9 protein-coding genes are annotated in these 21,463 nt (G+C 67.9%); 5 read left to right on the plus strand and 4 right to left on the minus strand.

Features of this window, described 5'->3' with window-relative positions; genetic code table 11:
- Positions 1–21 precede the first annotated feature (21 nt).
- Positions 22–1,212, plus strand: a complete 1,191-nt coding sequence (locus A5663_RS14500) for a glycoside hydrolase family 3 N-terminal domain-containing protein (RefSeq protein WP_197503402.1) — start codon at positions 22–24, stop codon at positions 1,210–1,212.
- Positions 1,213–1,247: 35 nt separating this feature from the next.
- Entirely contained in the window at positions 1,248–1,877 is a 630-nt protein-coding gene (locus A5663_RS14505; RefSeq protein WP_068150135.1) for a TetR/AcrR family transcriptional regulator, read from the plus strand.
- A 37-nt stretch (positions 1,878–1,914) separates the two neighbouring features.
- Here A5663_RS14505 and A5663_RS14510 read toward each other — a convergent pair whose 3' ends face one another.
- Together A5663_RS14510 and A5663_RS14515 are read right to left on the minus strand one after the other, a co-directional pair.
- Positions 1,915–2,757: a MaoC/PaaZ C-terminal domain-containing protein gene (locus A5663_RS14510; RefSeq protein WP_197503403.1), complete on the minus strand. Its 843-nt coding sequence runs from the start codon at positions 2,755–2,757 to the stop codon at positions 1,915–1,917.
- A 1-nt stretch (position 2,758) separates the two neighbouring features.
- Positions 2,759–4,111, minus strand: a complete 1,353-nt coding sequence (locus tag A5663_RS14515; RefSeq protein WP_068150140.1) for a 3-oxoacyl-ACP reductase — start codon at positions 4,109–4,111, stop codon at positions 2,759–2,761.
- A gap of 46 nt (positions 4,112–4,157) precedes the next feature.
- Here A5663_RS14515 and A5663_RS14520 point away from each other — a divergent pair, with 46 nt between their 5' ends.
- Complete coding sequence (locus A5663_RS14520; protein WP_068150144.1) at positions 4,158–5,456, plus strand: acetyl-CoA C-acetyltransferase; 1,299 nt, start codon at positions 4,158–4,160, stop codon at positions 5,454–5,456.
- 140 nt (positions 5,457–5,596) lie between these two features.
- Positions 5,597–6,559, plus strand: a complete 963-nt coding sequence (locus A5663_RS14525) for a TIGR03564 family F420-dependent LLM class oxidoreductase (RefSeq protein ID WP_068150148.1) — start codon at positions 5,597–5,599, stop codon at positions 6,557–6,559.
- Positions 6,560–6,753: 194 nt separating this feature from the next.
- Here the strand turns inward: A5663_RS14525 and A5663_RS14530 are convergent, their stop codons facing one another.
- Positions 6,754–8,589 carry an acyl-CoA dehydrogenase gene (locus A5663_RS14530; protein ID WP_068150150.1) on the minus strand — a complete coding sequence of 612 codons (1,836 nt, stop codon included), beginning with the start codon at positions 8,587–8,589 and terminating at the stop codon, positions 6,754–6,756.
- Between the two features lie 229 nt (positions 8,590–8,818).
- A complete protein-coding gene (locus A5663_RS14535; RefSeq protein WP_068150153.1) occupies positions 8,819–19,801 on the minus strand; it encodes a type I polyketide synthase in 10,983 nt (3,660 codons plus the stop codon).
- A 215-nt stretch (positions 19,802–20,016) separates the two neighbouring features.
- Between A5663_RS14535 and A5663_RS14540 the strand changes: the two genes are divergently transcribed.
- On the plus strand, positions 20,017–21,438 hold the full coding sequence (locus tag A5663_RS14540) for a condensation domain-containing protein (RefSeq protein ID WP_068150175.1): 1,422 nt from the start codon (positions 20,017–20,019) through the stop codon (positions 21,436–21,438).
- Positions 21,439–21,463 lie beyond the last annotated feature (25 nt).

Consider the following 21,463-nt stretch of genomic DNA (forward strand, 5'->3'; position numbering starts at 1 on the left):
TCTCAGTTACTGTCGGGGCCCATGGCTTCGACATCGAGGACTCGGGCGCTTTGTGCGCTGGCGGCGCTGCCCGCACTTGTGCTGGCCTGCTCGCCGGCACCTGACACATCTTCCGCCCCCACCGCGATCTCCGAGGCTCCGGTGACCAAGGCGGCCACCGTCGTACCGCAAGCTCCGGCGCCCTCGGTTCCGGCCGCCCCGGCGTGCGGCGCTCCGCAGGCGATGCTGGCCGCGATGTCGACCCGCGACAAGCTCGCTCAACTGCTGATGGTCGGCGTCACCGGCGCAGCCGACGGGCGCGCGGTCGTCGAGAGCCAGCATGTCGGCGGCATCATGATCGGCAGCTGGACGGACCTGTCGATCATGGGTGATCAGCTGCGCGACATCGCGGGCGCGGCGAGCCCGCTGCCGCTGGCGGTCAGCGTCGACGAGGAGGGCGGCCGGGTCTCCCGGCTCGCGTCGATCATCGGCCCCCAGCCGTCGCCGCGGGTGCTCGCGCAGACCAACACACCCGAGCAGGTGCGCGACATCGCGTTCCGGCGCGGCCAGCAGATGCGGGCATTGGGTGTCACCATCGACTTCGCTCCGGTCGTCGACGTCACCGCTGCGCACGACGGCGTCATCGGAGACCGGTCCTTCGGTCCGGATCCGAACGTCGTCACCGACTATGCGGGCGCGTACGCGCGCGGTTTGCGCGACGCCGGGGTGCTCCCCGTGCTCAAGCACTTCCCGGGCCACGGCTCGGGGTCGGGCGACACGCACACCGGCAGCGCGACCACCCCTGCGATCGCCGAGCTGCAGAAGACCGATCTGGTGCCGTACCGGACACTGACCACCCAAGCGCCCGTCGGCGTGATGGTGGGCCACATCGAGGTGCCCGGCCTGACCGGTAGCGACCCCGCCAGTCTCAGCCCGGCGGCCTACGGGCTGCTGCGGTCCGGCAACTACGGCGGCCCGCCGTTCAACGGCCCGGTCTTCACCGACGACCTGTCGTCCATGGCGGCCATCTCCGACCGGTTCGGCGTCGCCGAGGCTGCGTTGCGCGCGCTGCAGGCCGGCGCCGATGTTGCCTTGTGGGTGACGACCGGGGAGGTGCCCGCGGTGCTCGACCGGCTGGAGAAGGCGGTGTCGGCCGGTGAGCTGTCGATGTCCAACGTCGACGCCTCGGTGCTGAGGCTGTCGGGGATGAAGGGTCCGAACCCGCGCTGCTGACGTCCGCTCAGCGAAGCATTGCTTACCCTGGAGTGATGGCCGGAGGGACGAAGCGGTTGCCGCGCGCCGTGCGCGAGCAGCAGATGCTCGACGCCGCGGTGCAGATCTTCTCGGTCAACGGCTATCACGAGACGTCGATGGATGCGATTGCCGCGCAGGCGCAGATCTCCAAGCCGATGCTGTACCTGTACTACGGCTCCAAAGAGGAGTTGTTCGCGGCGTGCCTGGACCGGGAGCTGGCCCGGTTCGTCGACGACGTGCGCAGCCGGATCGACTTCAAGCAGAGCCCGAAAGACCTTCTGCGGACGGCGGTTCTGGCGTTCCTCAACTACATCGACGCCAACCGGGCGTCATGGATGGTGCTCTACAGCCAGGCCACCAGTTCGCAGGCGTTCGCCCACACCGTGCGCGAGGGCCGCGAGCGCATCATCGAACTCGTCAGCAGGCTGCTGCGATCGGGCACCCGAAACCCCGAGCCCGACACCGACTTCGACATGATGGCCGTTGCCCTGGTCGGCGCGGGCGAGGCGGTGGCGAGCCGGGTCAGCACAGGAGACGCCGACGTGGACGAGGCGGCCGAGCTGATGATCAACCTGTTCTGGCGAGGCCTGAAGGGCGCCCCGTCCGACTCCCACGTCGAAACTGCTGCCAGATCGCAGAATTGAGCCGAATTGCGATCTGTGCGCAGTTTCGGCGCAAGCGCTACAGCGAACGCACCGAGCCGAACAGGTGCGGGTCGCCCTTCTTCAGATGCCGCAGTGTCAGATCCCATCCGTCGGTGACGCGGTCGACGTAGAGGGCGGCGCTGGCGGGCAGCACCACCGGCTTGGCAAACTTCACCGAGTACTTCACCGCGCCCGGTAGCTGGCCCTCGATGTTCGCCAGAACCGCCGCCGCACTGAACATTCCGTGCGCGATCACCGTCGGGAAGCCGAACAGCTTGGCCGCGATCGAATTGGTGTGGATCGGGTTGTGGTCTCCGCCCACGGCCGCGTACTGCCGGATCTGGCCGGGCGTGATGCGCAGCACCGCGTTCGGCGGGCCCAGCTTCGGCTGCTTCTGCGGCGGCGGCTTCGGCTCGTCGGACAGGCTGGTGCGCTGCTGGTGAAGAAACGTCGTCACCTGGTGCCACGCCTGCTCGTTGCCGACTTTGACGTCGGTGAGGATGTCGACCAGCAGACCGCGCCGGTGCTCGCGCAGGTTCTCCGCGTGCACCTTCACCGACACGGTGTCGGTGACGGCGATCGGCCGGTACTGCGTGATGTGGTTCTCGATGTGCACCGAACCCATTGCCGCGAACGGAAAGTCGAAGCCCGTCACCAACGACATCAGCGTCGGGAATGTCAGCGCGAACGGGTACGTCAGCGGGACGGTGTCGCCGAACTGCAGACCCGTGACCGCCGCGTAGGCCGCCACGTTCGCCGGGTCGATGCTCAACTCGTCGACGGTCAGCGTGCGGTCGGGAAGCGACTCTGAACGCGGCACGAAGGGCAACGCGCCCGCGGCGGCGCGCACCATGTTCATCAGTCCCGAGGGTTGACTCACGTCACGCCCCCAGCCACGCCTGGCCGCACACCCGCACCGTGTTGCCCGAGACGGCGTTGGACGCGGGGCTCGCGAAGTAGGCGATGGTCTCGGCGACGTCGACCGGCTGGCCGCCCTGGTACAGCGAGTTCAGCCGCCGTCCCACCTCGCGCGTGGCCAACGGGATCGCCTCGGTCATCTTCGTCTCGATGAACCCGGGCGCCACCGCGTTGACCGTGATGCCCTTGTCGGCGTATGCCTCCGACAGGCTGTCGGTGAGCCCGATCATCCCGGCCTTGGTGGCCGCGTAGTTGGTCTGCCCGCGGTTGCCCGCGATGCCTGCCATCGACGACAGCCCGACGATCCGGCCGCCCTCGCCGAGTGTGCCGTTGTTCACCAGGCCCTCGGAAAGTGCAAGCGGCGCTACGAGGTTGACCGCGACCACGGAGTCCCAGCGCGCCTCGTCCATGTTCGCCAGCAGCTTGTCGCGGGTGATGCCGGCGTTGTTGACCAGGATGTCGGCGCGCCCGCCGTGGTTCTCCCGCAGGTGCTCGGTGAGCTTGTCGACGGCATCGTCGGCGGTCACGTCGAGCGCGAGCGCGGTGCCGCCGACCTTCGTCGCCGTCACGCCGAGCGCTTCCTTGGCGCCGTCGACGTCGATGCACACCACCTTGGCGCCGTCACGGGCGAACACCTCGGCGATCGTCGCGCCGATTCCGCGGGCGGCACCGGTCACGATCGCGACCTTGCCGTCCAACGGCCGGTCCCAGTCCGCGGGCGGCGCCGAATCGTCGTCGCCGACCCGGAACACCTGACCGTCGACGTAGGCCGACTTGCCCGACAGTAGGAACCGCATCGTCGACTCGAGGCCCGTCGCGGCGGGCTTGGCGTCAGGGGACAGGTACACCAGGTTCACCGTCGCACCGCGGCGCATCTCCTTGCCCAGCGACCGCGTGAAGCCCTCGAGCGCGCGTTGTGCGATCCGCTCGTGCTCGCCGTCCACCGCCTCGGGAGTGGTGCCGACGACCACGACGCGGCCCGACGGGCCGAGGTTGCGCAGCAGCGGGGTGAAGAACTTGTACAGGCCCTTGAGCCCGGCCGGGTCGGTGATCCCGGTGGCGTCGTACACCAGGCCGCCGAACGAATCGGCCCAGCGGCCACCGAGGTTGTTCGAGACGAGCTCGTAGTCCTCGGCCAGCGCCGCGCGCAACGGTTCGACGACGCGGCCCTCCCCGCCGATGAGCAGTGTGCCCCCCAGTGGCGGTTCCCCGGGCCGGTAGCGGCGCAGCGTCTCGGGCTGCGGGATGCCGAGTTGTTTGGCGAGGAATGATCCGGGCGCCGAATGGACGATTTGCGAGTACAGATCCGAAGCCATGGGGACGAACTTACTCCTGAGTAAGAAGGGTGGGTACTATGGGGTCATGGCTAGTGATACCCGCCGACGCGTCGCCATCCTCGGTGGCAACAGAATTCCGTTCGCCCGTTCCGACGGCGCCTACGCCAGCGCGTCGAACCAAGACATGTTCACCGCCGCGCTGGGCGGCCTCGTCGACCGCTTCGACTTGTCCGGGGAGACCCTCGGCGCGGTGATCGGTGGGGCGGTGCTCAAGCACAGCCGCGACTTCAACCTGATCCGCGAGTGCGTGCTCGGCAGCGCGCTGTCGTCGTACACCCCGGCGTTCGACATCCAGCAGGCGTGCGGCACCGGCCTGCAGGCGACGGTCTGCGCGGCCGACGGCATCGCCGCAGGGCGTTACGAGGTCGCGGCGGCCGGGGGAGTCGACACCGCCTCCGACGCGCCGATCGCCCTCGGTGACGAGCTTCGTCGCACGCTGCTGGGGTTGCGCCGCGCGAAGTCGAACGTCGACCGGCTCAAGCTGGTCGGCAAGCTGCCGGCGTCGCTGGGCGTCCAGATCCCGGTCAACAGTGAACCGCGCACCGGCATGTCGATGGGTGAGCACGCCGCCGTCACCACCAAGGAGATGGGCATCAAGCGCACCGACCAGGACGAGTTGGCCGCCGCGAGCCACCTGAACATGACTGCCGCCTACGACCGCGGCTTCTTCGACGACCTGGTGACCCCGTTCCTCGGCGTCTACCGCGACAACAACCTGCGGGCCGACTCGTCAGCGGAGAAGCTCGCCAAGCTCAAGCCGGTCTTCGGCGTGCGCAACGGCGACGCGACGATGACCGCGGGCAACTCGACGCCGCTCACCGACGGCGCCTCGGTGTCGCTGCTGGCGACCGACGAGTGGGCTTCGGCTCACGGCATCGAGCCGCTGGCGTACTTCGTCGACGCGGAGACCGCGGCCGTCGACTACGTCAACGGCAAAGACGGCCTGCTGATGGCGCCGACGTATGCGGTGCCGCGGCTGCTGGCGCGCAACGGCCTGAGCCTGCAGGACTTCGACTTCTACGAGATTCACGAGGCGTTCGCGTCGGTGGTGCTCGCTCACCTGCAGGCGTGGGAGTCCGAGGAGTACTGCAAGGAGCGGCTCGGCTTGGACAAGGCGCTGGGCAGCATCGACCGGTCCAAGCTCAACGTCAACGGCTCGTCGCTGGCGGCCGGGCATCCGTTCGCCGCCACCGGCGGGCGCATCGTCGCGCAGCTGGCCAAGCAACTGGCGGAGAAGAAGAAGGAGACCGGGCAGCCGGTGCGCGGGCTGATCTCGATCTGCGCGGCCGGCGGACAGGGCGTCGCCGCGATCCTCGAGGCCTGATTTCCGCGTGTCCCGGCCGGGTGTAACGCCCGCCAGAACCGCGTCGATACACCGGATAGCTCCGTACTGCCGTCTGACCCCCCGACCCGGCGGCAGTGCGGGGCTCTTACTTTTCGCCGCTGGATGCTTCGATGGAACGCATGCAGATCAGCATCTCCCTCGTGGGACTCCTCACCGACGGCGACGGCACCTCACCGCTTGATGCGACCCTGAACAAACTCGCGTCGTTGCGCGACGAGGGGTTCCGTCGCGTGTGGATGGCGCAGCTGCCCTACGACCCCGACCTCCTGACGATCCTTGCCGTCGCGTTCCGCGAGATCGACACCATCGAGGTCGGATCGGGCGTCGTGCCGATCCAGGTGCAGCACCCCACGCAGCTGGCGCAGCGGGCGCTGACGCTGAACGCGATCGCCGGTGGCCGCTTCACGCTGGGGATCGGGCTGAGTCACCGCATGGTCACCGAAGGCGTGTGGGGCATCTCGTACGACCGGCCGGTGCGACAGATGCGCGAGTACCTTGACGGACTGCTTCCGCTGCTGGCCGGCGAGCCCGCGAACGCCTCCGGCGAGTCCTGGACGACGCGCGGCTCGTTGAAAGTGCCCGGGGCACCGCAGCCGGACGTCTACCTCGCGGCTCTCGGCCCGCAGATGCTGCGCCTGGCGGGGCGCCGCAGCGCCGGGACGATGACGTGGATGACCGGACCCAAGACGCTGGCCGGTCACGTCGTCCCGACGCTGCGCGCGGCCGCTGCCGAGGCGGGCCGCGAAGAGGGCGCGGTGCGGGTGGTGGCGTCGCTGCCCATCAGCGTCACCGACGACGTCGACGGCGCGCGGGCCAGGGCCGCCGAAGAGTTCGCCGTCTACGGTCAGCTGCCCTCGTACCGCGCCATGCTCGACCGCGAGGGCTTCGCGGGCCCTGAGGACGCGGCGATCATCGGGGATGCGGCGACGGTGGCTCAGCGCCTCGACGAACTGAGCGCCGCCGGGGTCGACGAGTTCGTCGCGAGCGTCTTCGATCCCGACCCGGAGGCTCGGGAACGCACCCGGGCGCTGCTGCGGTCCAAGCACTCGTTAACAGCTGGAATTGACTCTGGTGTGACCTGAGTCACCGGCGTACGATCGATCGCACGACGGGTTCGGGAGGGCACCAGGTGCGTCACATCAGTCTCGCGCGGTCGGCTCTCAACCCTTTGCCGACTCTTCGGATAAGCCACTCCCGAACCCGCCCTCATACCTGATGACGAAAACCGCCCCCGGGAAGAGACCGGGGGCGGTTTCGTGTGAAGCGGTCGAACCTCTCAGAAGGCCGCCTCGTCGAGTTCCATCACCTCGTTGTCGAGGTTCTCGATGATCTGGCGCGTGCTGGTGAGCAACGGCAGGAAGTTCTTGGCGAAGAACGACGCCACCGCGACCTTGCCTTCGTAGAAGGCGCGGTCGTCACCGCTTGCACCCGCGTCGAGCTTCTCGATCGCGACCACGGCGTGCTGCTGCAGCAGCCAACCGATGACCAGGTCGCCGACGCTCATCAGGAAGCGCACCGAACCGAGGCCGACCTTGTAGAGCTCGGCCGGGTTCTCCTGCGCCGCCATCAGATAGCCGGTGAGCGACGCGGCCATGGCCTGGACGTCCTCCAGCGCGGTGGCCAGCAGTGCGCGCTCGCCCTTGAGCCGGCCGTTGCCCGACTCGTTCTTGACGAACTGCTCGATCTGGCCGGCCACGTACGCCAGCGCCTGACCCTTGTCCCGCACGATCTTGCGGAAGAAGAAGTCCTGCGCCTGGATCGCGGTGGTGCCCTCGTAGAGCGAGTCGATCTTGGCGTCGCGGATGTACTGCTCGATCGGGTAGTCCTGCAGGAAGCCCGAACCACCGAAGGTCTGCAGGCTCTCGGTCAGCTTCGCGTAGGCCTGCTCGGAGCCGACACCCTTGACGATCGGCAGCATCAGGTCGTTGACCTTGGCCGCCAGCCCGGCATCAACGTCGTGCAGCGCCTTGGCGACCGCGGAGTCCTGGAACGTCGCGGTGTAGAGGTACAGCGCGCGCAGACCCTCGGCGTACGCCTTCTGAGTCATCAGCGAACGACGCACGTCTGGGTGGTGCGTGATGGTCACCCGCGGCGCGGTCTTGTCGGTCATCTGCGTCATGTCGGCGCCCTGGACGCGCTCCTTGGCGTACTCGAGCGCGTTGAGGTAACCGGTCGACAGAGTCGCAATCGCCTTGGTGCCGACCATCATTCGAGCCTGCTCGATGACGTCGAACATCTGCGCGATGCCGTCGTGCACCTCACCGACCAACCAGCCGACGGCCGGGGTGCCGTGCTGGCCCAGCGAGAGCTCACACGTGGCCGACACCTTCAGGCCCATCTTGTGCTCGACGTTGGTGACGAACACGCCGTTGCGCTCGCCGGGCTCACCGGTCTCCGGGTCGAAGAAGAACTTCGGTACGAAGAACAGCGACAGGCCCTTGGTGCCCGGGCCGGCGCCCTCGGGGCGGGCCAGCACCAGGTGCATGATGTTCTCGAACAGATCATCGGAGTCGCCCGACGTGATGAAGCGCTTGACGCCGTCGATGTGCCAGGTGCCGTCGGCCTGCTGCACGGCCTTCGTGCGGCCGGCGCCGACGTCGGAGCCCGCGTCCGGCTCGGTCAGCACCATGGTGGCGCCCCAGTTGCGCTCGGCGGCCAGCACGGCCCACTTCTTCTGCTCGTCGGTGCCGTTGTTGTAGAAGATCTCGCACATGCCCGCGCCCATCGCGTACATGTAGGCGGCGGGGTTGGCGCCGAGGACGTGCTCGATCAGGGCCCACTGCAGCGCCCGCGGCATCGGCATGCCACCGAGCTCCTCGGACAGGCCGACCTTGTCCCAGCCGCCTTCGAGCAGCGCGCGCATCGACTTCTTGAACGAGTCGGGCAGCGTCACCGTGTGGGCGTTGGGGTCGAACACGGGCGGGTTGCGGTCAGCGTCGGCGAACGACTCGGCGATCGGGCCCTCAGCCAGCCGGGCCATCTCACCGAGCATCTCGCGGGCGGTGTCGATGTCCAGGTCGGCGAAGTCACCTTCGCCGAGCGCCTTGTCAACGCCGAAAACCTCGAACAGGTTGAACACCTGGTCGCGAACGTTGCTCTTGTAGTGGCTCACAGTTCCTCCTCGATGAGATAGCCACTGTCGGTTGGGTACTTTCGGTTAAGTTACCCACCAGTAACTGCCCGAACTATACCCATCAGTAACTTCAACTCAAACCTCCGAGAAACAATTTCCGGTGCCTAACTAACCGCCCGGTTGGTCGGGCCGCCAAATCCGCAGTTGACGGGCCGCTGACCGGCCGTTTCAGCGTGTTGTGAGAATCGTCACGCCGCCACTTGGCGGGTCATTCGGACGGCGAGACCGGGTGCTCTTCCGGCGCTTCCGCGGTCTGTGCATCGGGCAGTTGGCCCACCAGGTATTCGGCGAGGCCCCCGATGGTCGGGTAGTCGAACACCGCGGTCGCGTTGATCGTGAACGCGCCACCGAACTGGCTGTGCAGCCGGTTGCGCAGTTCGATCGCCATCAGCGAATCCGTGCCCAAGTCGAGGAACCGGCTCGTGGCGGCGGGCGGTTGAGCCAGCCGCAGGAAGTTCTGCACCTCACGCTGCAGGAACTCGGTCACGAAACCGGCGCGCTGCGGCACCGGGATCTCCTGCAACTGCTTGAGCAGCTCGCTGTCCCCGGTCATTTCACCTTCGGGGCGAGGCAACACCAGATCGAGAATCGGGGGACGCACAGCGCCCAACACCTTGGCCGCCCGCTGCCAATTGGCCTTGACGACGGTGGCCTGGCCGGTGCCGTTCGCGACGACCTCGGTGAGCGCGCTCAGCGCGGCCGACGGCTCCAGCGGAATCAGGCCCTGCGCACCGATGTTGGCGCTCGCAGCCTCCGAGGACGCCATACCGCCCTGGGCCCACGGCCCGAAGTTGACGCCCGTCGCCGGCAGGCCCTGTGCCCGACGCCGGGCCACCAGCCCGTCGAGCAGCGCGTTGGCGGTTGCGTAGTTGGCCTGGCCGGGTGAACCGAACACGCTCGACACCGAGGAGGACACGATGAAGAAGTCCAAGTCGTCGTCCTTGGTCAGCCGATCCAGATGGCAGGCTCCGAAGGCCTTGGGCGCCAACGTAGTACGGAATCGCTCGAGGCTCTGCTGCGACAGCAGCGCGTCGTCGAGAACCCCGGCCAGGTGCGCCACCCCGGCGAGTGGCGGCAGCTCCGCGCGGATCCGTTGCAGCAACTGCGCGACGTCGGACTCGTCGCCCACGTCCGCTGTGAAGACGTGAATGCGGCACTTGTAGCGCTCGGTGATGTCGTCGATGGCTTGCTGCGTCGTGGCGTCCGGCGCCCGCCGGCTGGTCAACACGATGTCGCCGGCACCGAGCTGGGCGAAGTACGACGCCGTGTGCAGACCGATCGCCCCGAGGCCACCGGTGATCAGATAGCTGCGCTCGGGCCGCGGCTGGAGCGGAACCGGTATCTGGCACACGATCTTTCCGATGTGCCGCGCCTGCTGCATGCGGCGGAACGCCGCCCGCGCCTCGGTGATCGGGTAGATCTCGGCGGGCAGCGGCGTCCACTCCTGACTGGCCATCCCGTCGGACACTTCGGTCAGCAGTCGCTTGACGTGGTCGGGATTCTGCAGAGCGGTGAGATCCAGCGCGACGATCTCGTAGGCGATGTCGGGCCGGGCCGACGCCATCTGCTCCAGCGTCCAGATGTCGCGCTTGGCGATCTCGGCGAACCGACCGTTCTGTGCCGTCGCGCGCACGGTGGCCTCGACGAAACCCTCATTCGTCAGGCTGTTGAGCACGACGTCGACACCGGCACCGTCGGTGTCCGCCAATATCTGGTCGGCGAAATCCGTCGTGCGCGAATCGTAGACATACTGCACGCCCATCTCACGCAGCGTCGCCCGCTTGTACTTGCTGGCGGTCGCGAACACGACCGCACCGTGCTGCTGCGCCATCTGCACCGCATATAGTCCGACACCGCCGCTGGCGGCGTGGATGAGCACGCGGTCGCCAGGCTTGAGCTGCGCCCAGTCGAACGCGAGCCGAACTGTCAGCGCCGCGGCCGGGATGGTTGCCGCCGCCACCGCGCTCAGCCCCTCCGGCAACGGCGCCACCAATTGGAGCGGAACGTTGAACCGGCTGCAGAACGCGCCCTGCATGAAGCCGTAGACGCGCTGGCCGACCTCGACGCCGGTGACCCCGTCACCCAGTTGCGTGACTATGCCGGCGAAGTCCCCACCGATCGGTCCGGGGTCACCCGGGTAGAGGCCGAGCACGTTGAGCACGTCCCGGAAGTTGAGGCCCGCGGCCTCCACCCGCACCTGCACGTAACCCTCACCCGGGGGTGTCACCTCGGTTTCGACCAACCGCAGGTTGTCGATCGCGCCGCGTTCGGTCGGCGCCAGGACGTAGTCGGCCGAGCGTGGCACCGTCAGATGCCCGCTGCGCGCCCACGGCAACAACCGCGAGGCGAGCAGTTTGCCTTGTCGCAGCGCGAGTTCCGGTTCGTCGATCGGCTCGGCCAGCAGGCCGGCGAGCACCCGTGCCGCCTCCGGTGACCCGTCGCTGTCGACCAGCTTGCAGCGCAGCGCCGGCTCCTCGTTGATAGTCGTGCGCCCGAATCCCCACAGCGCGGCCTGCACCGGGTCCACCGGTTCACCGGACTCGGTCGCCACGGCCCGGTCGGTGCTGATCCACAGTCCGCCCGGAAGCTTCACCGAGCCGCTCTGCACGGTGTGGACGACCGACAGCAGCTGGGCGATCTCGGCCTCGATCCGCTCGGCCGTCTCGGCGCTCGACTCGTCGGTCCCGGGCGCGCTCGCCCGCCACACCACGCCCGAGAAGCCGACACCGCGCTCGTGCGCGTTCACCAGCAGCGGTCCCAACGGCTCGGCGTCGACGGTCTGATGGAACGGGATGCACCCGGGCACCTGGGCTGCCAGTTCGTCGAAACCGGCGATCAGCCAGGTTCCGTTCACCGGGGCGACGTCGTCGTCCGACGGCGGTAGCGGCACTTCGTGCCAGCCGAGCGTGTAGAGCAGCCTGGTCGCATCCCCGCCGAGGCCGCGCAGCAGCGCCTCGCGCGGTGCCCGCTTGACCGTGAACTCGCGAATCCCGCCGAGCAGGCGGCCATCTCGATCGACGAAATCGAGATCGAAGACCTGGGTTTCGTTGTCGACGCCGCTGGCGTGCCACTTCGCCCGGCAGTAGAACCGCCGCGGAATCTTCTCGAGCAGCCACACCTGCCCGTACCGCAACGGCAGGAACATGTCGTTCACGCCACGCTCGAGCGCAAGATGCGACGGGAACGCCGGGAAGGTGACACCGGTGCACAGATCCATCAGCACCGGGTGCATCGGCTCGGTGCCGAGGTGCTCGGCGAGCTTCTCGCCGACGATGATGTCGCCGATCGCCTCGCCCTCGGCAACCCACAGCGCCTTGAGTGACTCGGACCAGGTTGGCCCCCAGTTCAATTCCGCGTCGGCGAAGGTTTCGAACAAGTCCTGCGGGCGCATACGGCCCAGCCGCTCGACCACCTCGTCGATGGGTTCTTCGCTGCCCGATATCGGTTCGTCGGTGAAATCGGTGTCACTCAGGACGGTTCCGTCAGCGTTCAGCGACCACTCGGCGTCGCGAACGCCGTACGGACGGCTGTGCAGCTTGAAGCTGACTTCACCGCTGTCCTCCAACGGATGAAGCGTCAGCTGCACTTCACGGGAACTCTTCTCCGGCAGGATGATCGGCTCGTAGAAGAAGATGTCTTTCGCCCGGGCCGGCGCGCCGACAGCGGCCAGCGCCATCGTCACATATGTGGCCCCGGGGACGACGACGGTTCCGTAGATGACGTGATCGGACAGCCACGGCTGCGACTTGACGGACAACCTGGTGGTGTAGACGGAGTCGCCGGACGCGAGATCCTTTGCGCTTCCCAGCAATCCGGAGACCGCCGGACCGTCGACGGTGATACCCGATGTCTTCGGCCAGAAACGACGGCGCTGGAACGGATAAGTGGGCAACTCGAGGCGACGGCGGCGCTGACCATGCAGCGCGGCGAAGTCGAGTCGGTGCCCGCCGACGTAGGCCGCTGCCAGCGCGTCGGTGATCTGGCGCCGGTCACCGACGCCTTTACGCAGCGAGACCACCGCCCGCGGCGCCGGCATGTGTTCCGGCCAGACCTGTACCGCAGCCCCGGTCAGCACCGGCTGCGGGCCGATCTCCATCAACACCGAACAGCCCAGCGCGGCCACGGTCCGCACGCTTTCGGCGAATTGCACCGGCTGGCGGGAATGCCGCCGCCAGTACTGGGCGTCGAGCGGTGTCTGGGTCGTCAGCACGGCGCCGGTGCGGTTACACACCAGCGGCAGAGTCGGGGCCGCGAACTGCATCCGCGCCGCGTACGCCTCGAATTCGTCGAGCACGGGATCCAACAGCTCGGAGTGGAACGCGTGGCTGGTCTCCAGCCAGGTGCACCGGATGCCTTCGTCACCGAACCGAGCGACTATCTGCTCGAGATCCTCACCGGGACCGGAAAGCACGGTGTTGGGGCCGTTGTACGCGCCCACCGACACCCGGGGGAACTCCGCGGCGGTGTCCTCGACCTGTTTCGCGTCGGTGAACACGGCCACCATTCGCCCACCTTCGGGCAGGCTGCCGAACAGCCGCCCGCGCTCGGCCATCAGCCGCGCTCCGTCCTCGAGGCTGAACACCCCGGCCACACATGCCGCCGCGTACTGGCCGACGCTGTGCCCGAGAACCACATCGGGTTCGACCCCCCACGACTGCCACAGCCGGGCCAGCCCCATCTCGACCGCGTAGAGTGCCGGCTGGGCAAAAGAAGTGTGCCGCAACGCTTCCGCGTCCTCACGGGTGGTGGCGAACAACACATCGAGCAGCGGACGCGGCAGCATACCGTCGACGGCTTCCGCGCAGCGTTTCACCGTCTCGGCGAAAACCGGTTCAGCGGTGAACAACTCACGCGCCATCCCTGGATACTGACTACCTTGCCCGGTGAACAACCACGCTGTCGTCGGGCGCTCGGTGCACTCACCGCGTACCACGCCCGGGCGCTGCCGGTTCGCGGCCAGGTCGACCAAGCCCTCACGCGCGCTCTCGACCGAATCCACGACCAGCGCGGCCCGATGCTCGAAATGCGAACGGCCCGTTCCCGCCGTGAGGCAGACTTCGGCCAAGTCGGCGTCCGGATACTTCTCGAACCAGGCGCCGTACCGCTGGGCCAACGCCAGCAGCGCCTCGGGTGTCCGCGCGGACAACGCCAGCACGTTGACAGGCTGTTCGGCCGACTCCGCGGCTGCTGAACCATCCTCGGCGGCGACGGGCGCCGGCGGCGCTTCCTCGATCAGCACGTGCGCATTGGTGCCGGTGAATCCGAACGAGCTCACACCGGCGCGGCGGGGTTTGCCGTTGGTCTGCCACGGAGTCGCTTCCTCGACGACCCGCACCGGCAACGAGTCCCAGGGGATGTGCGGCGACGGATTGTCGAAGTGCAGGCTCTGGGGCAGCAGTTGATGCTGCAGCGACAGGACTACCTTGATCAGACCCGCTGCCCCTGAGGCTGATTCGAGATGCCCGACGTTGGTCTTCACCGAACCCATCAACAGTGGCCGGTCCGCGTCGCGCGCGGCGCCGTAGGCGGCTGCGGCCGCTTGCACCTCGATCGGATCACCCAGCGGCGTCCCGGTGCCGTGCGCTTCGAGATAGTCGACGTCGCCGCCCGTAACGCCGGCACGCGCCAGAACCGTCTTGATAAGCCGTTGCTGTGCACCGCCGTTCGGTACGGTCAGGCCACTGGAAGCGCCGTCCTGGTTGACTCCGCTGCCCGCGATCACCGCCTGCACGCGGTCGCCGTCACGGACCGCGTCACTCAGCCGCTTGAGCACCAGGATGCCGCAGCCTTCACTGCGCACGTAGCCGTCGGCAGAGGCGTCGAACGTCTTGCACCGCCCGACGGGAGAAAGCATCCGGGCGCGCGAAGCCGCGATCACCGTCACCGGGCTCAGCAAGACGTTCACCCCGCCGGCCAGCGCCATGTCGCAGTCACCGGCGTGCAATGCCTGGCAGGCCTGGTGGACGGCCACCAACGCCGAACTGCATGCGGTGTCGACCGCGACGGCAGGCCCTTCGAGGCCCAGGGCGAAGGCGACGCGGCCGGAAACCGCGTTGAGGGCATTGCCGGTGATGAAGTACGGCTCGATCTTGTCGACCGACTCGGAGGACAGCAGGTGTGCGTACTCGTTGGCGGCGACACCCATGAAGATGCCGGTTCGGCTGCCGCGCAACGAGGCCGGCGAATACCCCGCCCGTTCCAGACCTTCCCAGGCCGTCTCGAGCGTCAGCCGCTGTTGCGGCTCGATCCAGACGGCTTCGCGCGGAGAGATGCCGAAGAACTCGGGATCGAATCCGTCGATCTCGTCGAGGAATCCACCGAAGCGCGTGTAGATCTTGCCAGGAGTCTCGGGATCCGGGTCGTAGAACTCCTCGATGTCGTACCGATCCTCCGGGACCTCCCGGATCGCATCGACACCACCGGACAGCACCTCCCAGAAAGCTTCCGGATCCGGCGCACCGGGGAACCGGCACGACACTGCGACGACCGCGATCGGTTCGTCGGTACGCGTCACCGCGGCGGTGAGTTCCGGCGCCGGAGCCGGCTGGTCGCTGAGTTTGAGGATGTCGCCGAGCAGGTAGTCGGCGACGTCGGACAGCCGGGGATGGTCCATCACCAACGTGACCGGAATCTCGTGCCCCACACCCTGTTCGAGGCGGCGCCGCAGTTCGACGGCCATCAACGAGTCCATGCCGAGGTCGAAGAAACCCGCGTCCTCGCGGATCTGCGCGGCGTCGACGCGTGTCACGTCGGCCACCGCGTCGCGCAGGTAGTCGGTCAGAAGTTTGCGGCGCTGCTGCACCGGAGCGTGGGTGAGTCGCTCGACCAGCTTGGTGTTCCCTGAGGGCAGCACAGCCGGTGCCGTCGAGTCGGCAGGCAACTCACGCTCCAACTGCGCCAGAAACCCGCGCCGGCCGGCCTGCTGGTAGATCGGCAGGAACCGGGCCCAGTTGATCCGGGCCACCACTCCTTGTGCAGATGAAGCGGAGACCACATCGGCAAGACCGGCCAGCGCGTCGGCCGGTGACAGCGTCTTCACTCCGCGTTGCTCCAGTCGCGCGCGCGAGTCGGCGTCGGCCATGCCGGCAGACCATGGGCCGAAGTTGACGCTGACCCCGGCGACGCCCTGCTCGCGCTGACGCCAAGCCAGGCCGTCGAGGAACGCGTTGGCCGCACCATAGGCGGTCTGACCGTATCCGCCCCACACCGACGCGATCGACGAGGTGCTGATGAAGAAGTCGAGCGGAAGGTCAGCCGTCGCTGCACTCAGATGCCAAGCGCCCCAGACCTTTCCCGCGAAGACGCGATCCATCTCGGCTTGCTGCGAGTCGAAGTCCGCACCGTTGAGCGGGGTGGTGCCGTTCTCTCCAGCTGCGTGGACGATGCCGGCGAGCGTCGGCATGTCGGCCCGCACCGTGGTCAGCACACGTGCGACCTCCTGCGCATCGGCGACGTCGGCCGTCATGATGCGGAATTCGCAGCCGTGCCGTTCGCTCAGCGTGTCGATGCGACGCTGAACGTCTTCGCTGGGCTCCCGCCGACTGGTCAGCACCAGGTGCTTCGCGCCGTGCGCGGCCAGATGTCCGGCGATCTCCAGCCCGATCGCCCCGAGGCCGCCGGTCACCAGATATGTTGCTTCGTCACGCAGTTGCAGCGGCACACCGCTCGGCTGGCCGCTTCGCCGGACCAGCCTGGGCACATAGGTCGCGTGGTCGCGCAGCGCGAACTGGTCTTCCCGAACGGCCGAGTCGTGGGACGCCGCAATCCGGTTGACGACCGCAGACCACTCGTCGACGCCGGCTTCTTCACCGGGCGGCAAGTCGACCAGCCCACCCCACAGTTGTGGCAGCTCCAACGCCGCGGCCCGGCCGAACCCCCACAGGCAGCTCTGATCCGGTGCCACGCAGTCACCGTCGACGACGCGCTGCGCGCCCTTTGTCACCAGCCAGACGGGCGCGCGCAGTTCGGCGGTGACCGCGGCGCGGAAGAGCCGCCGTGTTCCGCCCAGGATGCGGTGTTGCATCTCCAGCAGTGACTGCATCGACGGTGTGGTGTCGAGGTCGATGGACGCGACATGCACCACCCGCAGCGCCGGATCCGCTGCTGCCGCAGCGCGTAGTTCTTCTGCGAGCGCTGCTTCGTCGGCGTCGGACGTCGGTAACCCGGCGGTCCGGTGCTGGTGGCCGGCTGCGGTGAGCACGTCGGCCAGGGGTCGGATGGTGTCGGGTTGGTCGCCGACGATGATCCACGTCGCGGTCGCGCCCGAGTGTGCAGCGGGCGACTCCTCCCAGCGGAACTCGTAGCGGTCGTCGGCGATCGACCGGCTTGTCCGTTGCCGGTTGTGTTGTGCGGCAAGCTTGGTCAGCACGTCGATGGCCTGAGGGTCCTCGCCCGCCCCGTCGAGTAGCGCCGCGAGTTCCTCGATCCGGCCGTCCTCGAGCAGACGCAGGGTGTCTGTGCGGGGCCCGTCGAGGTTCTGCTGTTGGTTGGGGCGCTCCCGGGTGTCTCGGTACCAGTATTCGCGGTGCTCGAACGGATAGCGGGGGAGGTCGATCTTGCGCGCGTGCGCCTGTCGCATTGCACCGAAGTCGGGCACGTGGCCCAAGACGTAAGCGCCGGCGACTGCTTCGGTGATCTGCCGGTGGTCGGCAATGGTCGGGCGCAGCGACGCGATGACCCGCGGCGCGGTGGCCGGATCCGGCCAAGCCCCCAGCGCCGCGGCGGTGAGTACCGGTCGCGGCCCGATCTCCAGTAGCACCTTGCAGTTCTGCTCGGCGAGCGTGCGCACGCTCTTGGCGAACTCCACCGGTTGACGCGCGTGACGGCGCCAGTAGGCGGCATCGAGTTTGACGCTCCTGCCGAGCGCGGCGCCGGTGCGGTTGTCGATCAGAATCCGTTGCGGCGCCCTGAATTCGAACTGCGCAGCGAAAGCTTCGAAGTCGCCGAGGATCGGTTCCAGCAGCGCCGAGTGGAACGCGTGGCTCGTCTCGAGCCAGTCGCATCGCACCCCCTCGGCGGACAGCGGAGCGATCGCCTTCTCCAAATCCTCTGCCGGACCGGACAACACGATGTTGGTGCCGTTGTAAGCGGCGACCGACAGGCTCGGGAACTCGTCGGCCCGGCTCTCCACACGATCGGCGGAGGTGAATACCGCGACCATCCGGCCGCCGGCGGGCAGACTGCCGAACAGACGGCCGCGTTCGGCCATGAGTCGCGCGCCGTCCTCGAGAGAGAACACCCCCGCGACGCACGCCGCCGAGTACTGGCCGACGCTGTGGCCGAGCACGACATCGGGTTGCAAACCCCACGACTGCCAGAGCGCGGCCAACCCCATCTCCACCGCGAACAGCGCCGGCTGCGCGTAGGACGTCTGTCGTAACGTCTCCTCACGGTCCGGGCCGTCCAGCTCGAAAATCACGTCCAGCAAGGGCTTTTCGAGGACATCGGCGACCGCTGCCGCGCACCGCTGCACCGTCTCGGCGAACACCGGCTCGGTGTGGAACAGTTCGGACGCCATGCCGGCGTACTGGCTGCCCTGTCCGGTGAACAGCCACGCCGTCTTCGGCGCCTCATACGACTCCCCGCGAAAGAGGCCTGGCGCAGGGCGGTCCTCAGCGAGCGCGCTCAACAGCTCGATCGCGGACTCTCTCGAATCGGCGACCACCGCGGCGCGGTGCTCGAGGTGCGCTCGGCCCACGCCGGCGGTGAAGCACGCGTCGGCCAAGGTGGCCTCGGGGTGTGCGCTCAGCCAGTGGCGGTACTGATCGGCGAGCTGCACCAGAGCCGACGGCGTCCGCGCCGACAGCGGCAGAAGACTGAACTGCCCGTCGCCGTCCCGCGTGGCGCCGGCGCCGTCCGGATGCGCCGGCTGGGCGGGCGCTTCCTCGACGATGACGTGCGCGTTGGTCCCGGCGAACCCGAACGAGCTGATCCCGGCGATACGGGGCACCCCGTCGCGTTTCCAGGCGGTGGCGTCCTTGACGACCTCCACCGGCAGCCGCTCCCAGGGGATGTGCGGCGACGGATTCTGGAAGTGCAGGTGCGGCGGCAGCAACTCGTTCTCGAGCGACAGGACGACCTTGATGATACCCGCTATCCCCGCGGCCGCCTCGAGGTGACCGATGTTGGTCTTCGCCGACCCGATCAACAGCGGCCGGTCGGCGTCGCGTCCGGCACCGAGCACCGCACCGGCGGCCTGCGCTTCGATGGGGTCACCCAGCGACGTGCCGGTGCCGTGCGCCTCCAGGTACCCCACTTCGCTGGGCTCGACGCCGGCGCGGCTCAGCGCGTCGGTGATGACCCGTTGCTGCGCAACGCCGTTCGGCACCGTCAACCCGCCCGATGCGCCGTCCTGGTTGATGGCGCTGCCGCGGATCACGGCCCGGATCCGGTCCCCGTCGCGGATCGCGTCGTCGAGCCGCTTGATGACGATGACACCGCAACCTTCGCCCCGCACGTAGCCGTCCGCGGCCGCGTCGAACGTCTTGCAGCGGCCGTCGGGCGCGAGCATGTGGGCGTGCGAGAACGTGATCATGGTCGCCGGGGTGAGCAGGAGGTTCACGCCGCCGGCGAGGGCGAGGTCGCATTCGCCTAACCGCAGCGCCTGGCACGCCTGATGGATGGCCACCAACGACGAGCTGCATGCCGTGTCGACGGCGACCGCGGGCCCCTGCAGCCCCAGGCGGTAGCTGATCCGGCCGGCCGCCGCCGCGTGCGACGTCCCGATGGCCATGTAGGCCTCGATCTCCGGGTAGGTCAGCTCGTCGGAAGCCATCCCGAGGTAGTCGTGGGTGGACATCCCGACGAACACGCCGGTGTTGCTGTCGGCCAGGCTGCTCGGCGCGGTGCCGGAATGCTCGACCGCGTGCCACGCCGTCTCCAGCAGCAGCCGATGTTGCGGGTCCATCAACCTGACCTCGCGCGTCGACACACCGAAGAACGGCGCGTCGAAGCCCGTCGCGTCGTCGACGAAACCGGCACGGCGCGTCACGACCTTGCCGGGCGCGTCTGGATCGTCGTCGAAGAACTCGTCGACGTCCCAGCGGTCCTCCGGCACCTCCGACACGGCGTCGCGGCCGTCGCGCAGCACCTCCCAGAACCCGTCGGCGTCTCGGGCGCCAGGAAAACGCGCTGCGTAGCCGATGATGGCGAGACGCGGGGCCGGCTCGATCGGATGTACGGCGGATCCCATGCCGTTTTCCTCCCTTGCGTCGGCGGTCAGAAGATGGCCGGACGGGCACCTGTCGCCGCCTGAAGTGGAACTCCTTTCGGAGACTATGGCATCGGCGGATGGGATTCTGGGCTTTCCAGGTTCGCCCAAAGGCTGGGCGACCGCTGTCTTAACGGGGGTATGTTGATCCCGCACGGCTGATGTCGCATCCGGCGGCCGAGCGGGAGGACGGCGTATTGCGCATCGGCAAGATCACTGTTGGCGCACTCGACGAATGGTCGCTGAAGCCGGGCACCGTCATCTCCTGGCACCCGACAGCGTCCGCGCAGGAGAAGGCGCGACAAGCGCCGGTCAGCACGGTGCCCATCAGCTACATGCAGCGTCAACATCTGCAGAACTTCTGTGAACGGACAGCGGCGGGACTGAACTTCTCCCGGCAGATCATCGCCAGCTGCGACGTGTCCGGCCAGTGCGACATCGAGGCGATGGATCACGCCGTCAACGCGTACCTGCGCCGGCACGACACGTTCCGCAGCTGGTTCGAGCAGACCGGCGACGGGGAGTTCGTGCGGCACGCGCTCGAGGATCCGGCCGACATCGAGTTCATGCCTGTCAATCACGGCAGCCTGACCATCGACGAGATCCACGCCCACGTCGTGGGCATCCCGAGCCCATTAGAGTGGGCCTGCTTCACATTCGGGATCATCCAGAACGAGGACTTCTTCACTTTCTTCGCCGCCGCCGATCATGTGCACGGGGATGCGACGTTGATCGGCACCACGATGCTGGAAGCCAATGGGATGTATTCGGCGCTGAGCACAAGCGGTATCGCGCTCACTCTTCCCGAGGCCGGCAGCTTCGATGAATTCTGTGTCCGCGAACGCGAGCGCACTTCGGCGCTGACGGTGGATTCGCCCGAGGTTCGGGCCTGGATCGACTTCGCCGAAGCCAACGACGGCGGCTTTCCCGAATTCCCGCTTCCGCTGGGTAATCCGCGCGAATCGACGAGCAGTGACATGACGTCGGAAATCCTAATGGACCCTGCCCAGACCGAACGTTTCGAATCGGCGTGCACGGCGGCCGGCGCCCGGTTCATCGGCGGCCTCTTCGCCTGCCTCGCGCAGGTCGAGCACGAACTGACCGGCGCTCTCACCTACTACGGGCTCACGCCGCGCGATTCCCGCAGCGCCACAGACAATTTCATGACGCAGGGCTGGTTCACCGGCTTGATCCCGATCACCGTGCCGATAGGCGCCGCTTCGTTCGGTGACGCCGCATGGGCGGCCCAGGCTTCTTTCGACTCGAACCTGAATATGGCGAAGGTGCCGTATTACCGCGTGCTGGAATTGGCGCCGTGGCTGCGATGGCCACAACCGAATTTCCCCGTGTCGAATTTCTTCCACGGTGGCGCCGCTCCGCTCAATGCTGTGCTGGCAGCCGCCGACATGGGTTTGGCGAACAATATCGGGATCTATCCGGACGGCCGGTTCTCGTACCAGCTCACCATTTACATATTCCGCTACGGCGAGGGCACGGCGATGGCGGTCATGCATCCCGACAATGCTGTGGCCAGAAAGTCCGTCGCCCGCTATATGGACACGATGAGGTCGGTGGCCGCGCTGGTCGCCGACAGCGGGCACTGGGGCCGTGTCGCATAGCGCGGAGCAGGAGGGGATGAGGGGA

It is taken from the genome of Mycobacterium sp. E740, assembly GCF_001672895.1.
In the GTDB taxonomy this organism is placed as follows: Bacteria; Actinomycetota; Actinomycetes; order Mycobacteriales; family Mycobacteriaceae; genus Mycobacterium.

Excerpts from the sequence above, each read along its gene's own strand:
- A5663_RS14500 (WP_197503402.1), top strand. The coding sequence starts at position 22 with ATGGCTTCGACATCGAGGACTCGGGCGCTTTGTGCGCTGGCGGCGCTG.
- A5663_RS14505 (WP_068150135.1), top strand. The coding sequence starts at position 1,248 with ATGGCCGGAGGGACGAAGCGGTTGCCGCGCGCCGTGCGCGAGCAGCAG.
- A5663_RS14515 (WP_068150140.1), bottom strand. The coding sequence starts at position 4,111 with ATGGCTTCGGATCTGTACTCGCAAATCGTCCATTCGGCGCCCGGATCA.
- A5663_RS14520 (WP_068150144.1), top strand. The coding sequence starts at position 4,158 with ATGGCTAGTGATACCCGCCGACGCGTCGCCATCCTCGGTGGCAACAGA.
- A5663_RS14525 (WP_068150148.1), top strand. The coding sequence starts at position 5,597 with ATGCAGATCAGCATCTCCCTCGTGGGACTCCTCACCGACGGCGACGGC.
- A5663_RS14535 (WP_068150153.1), bottom strand. The coding sequence starts at position 19,801 with ATGGGATCCGCCGTACATCCGATCGAGCCGGCCCCGCGTCTCGCCATC.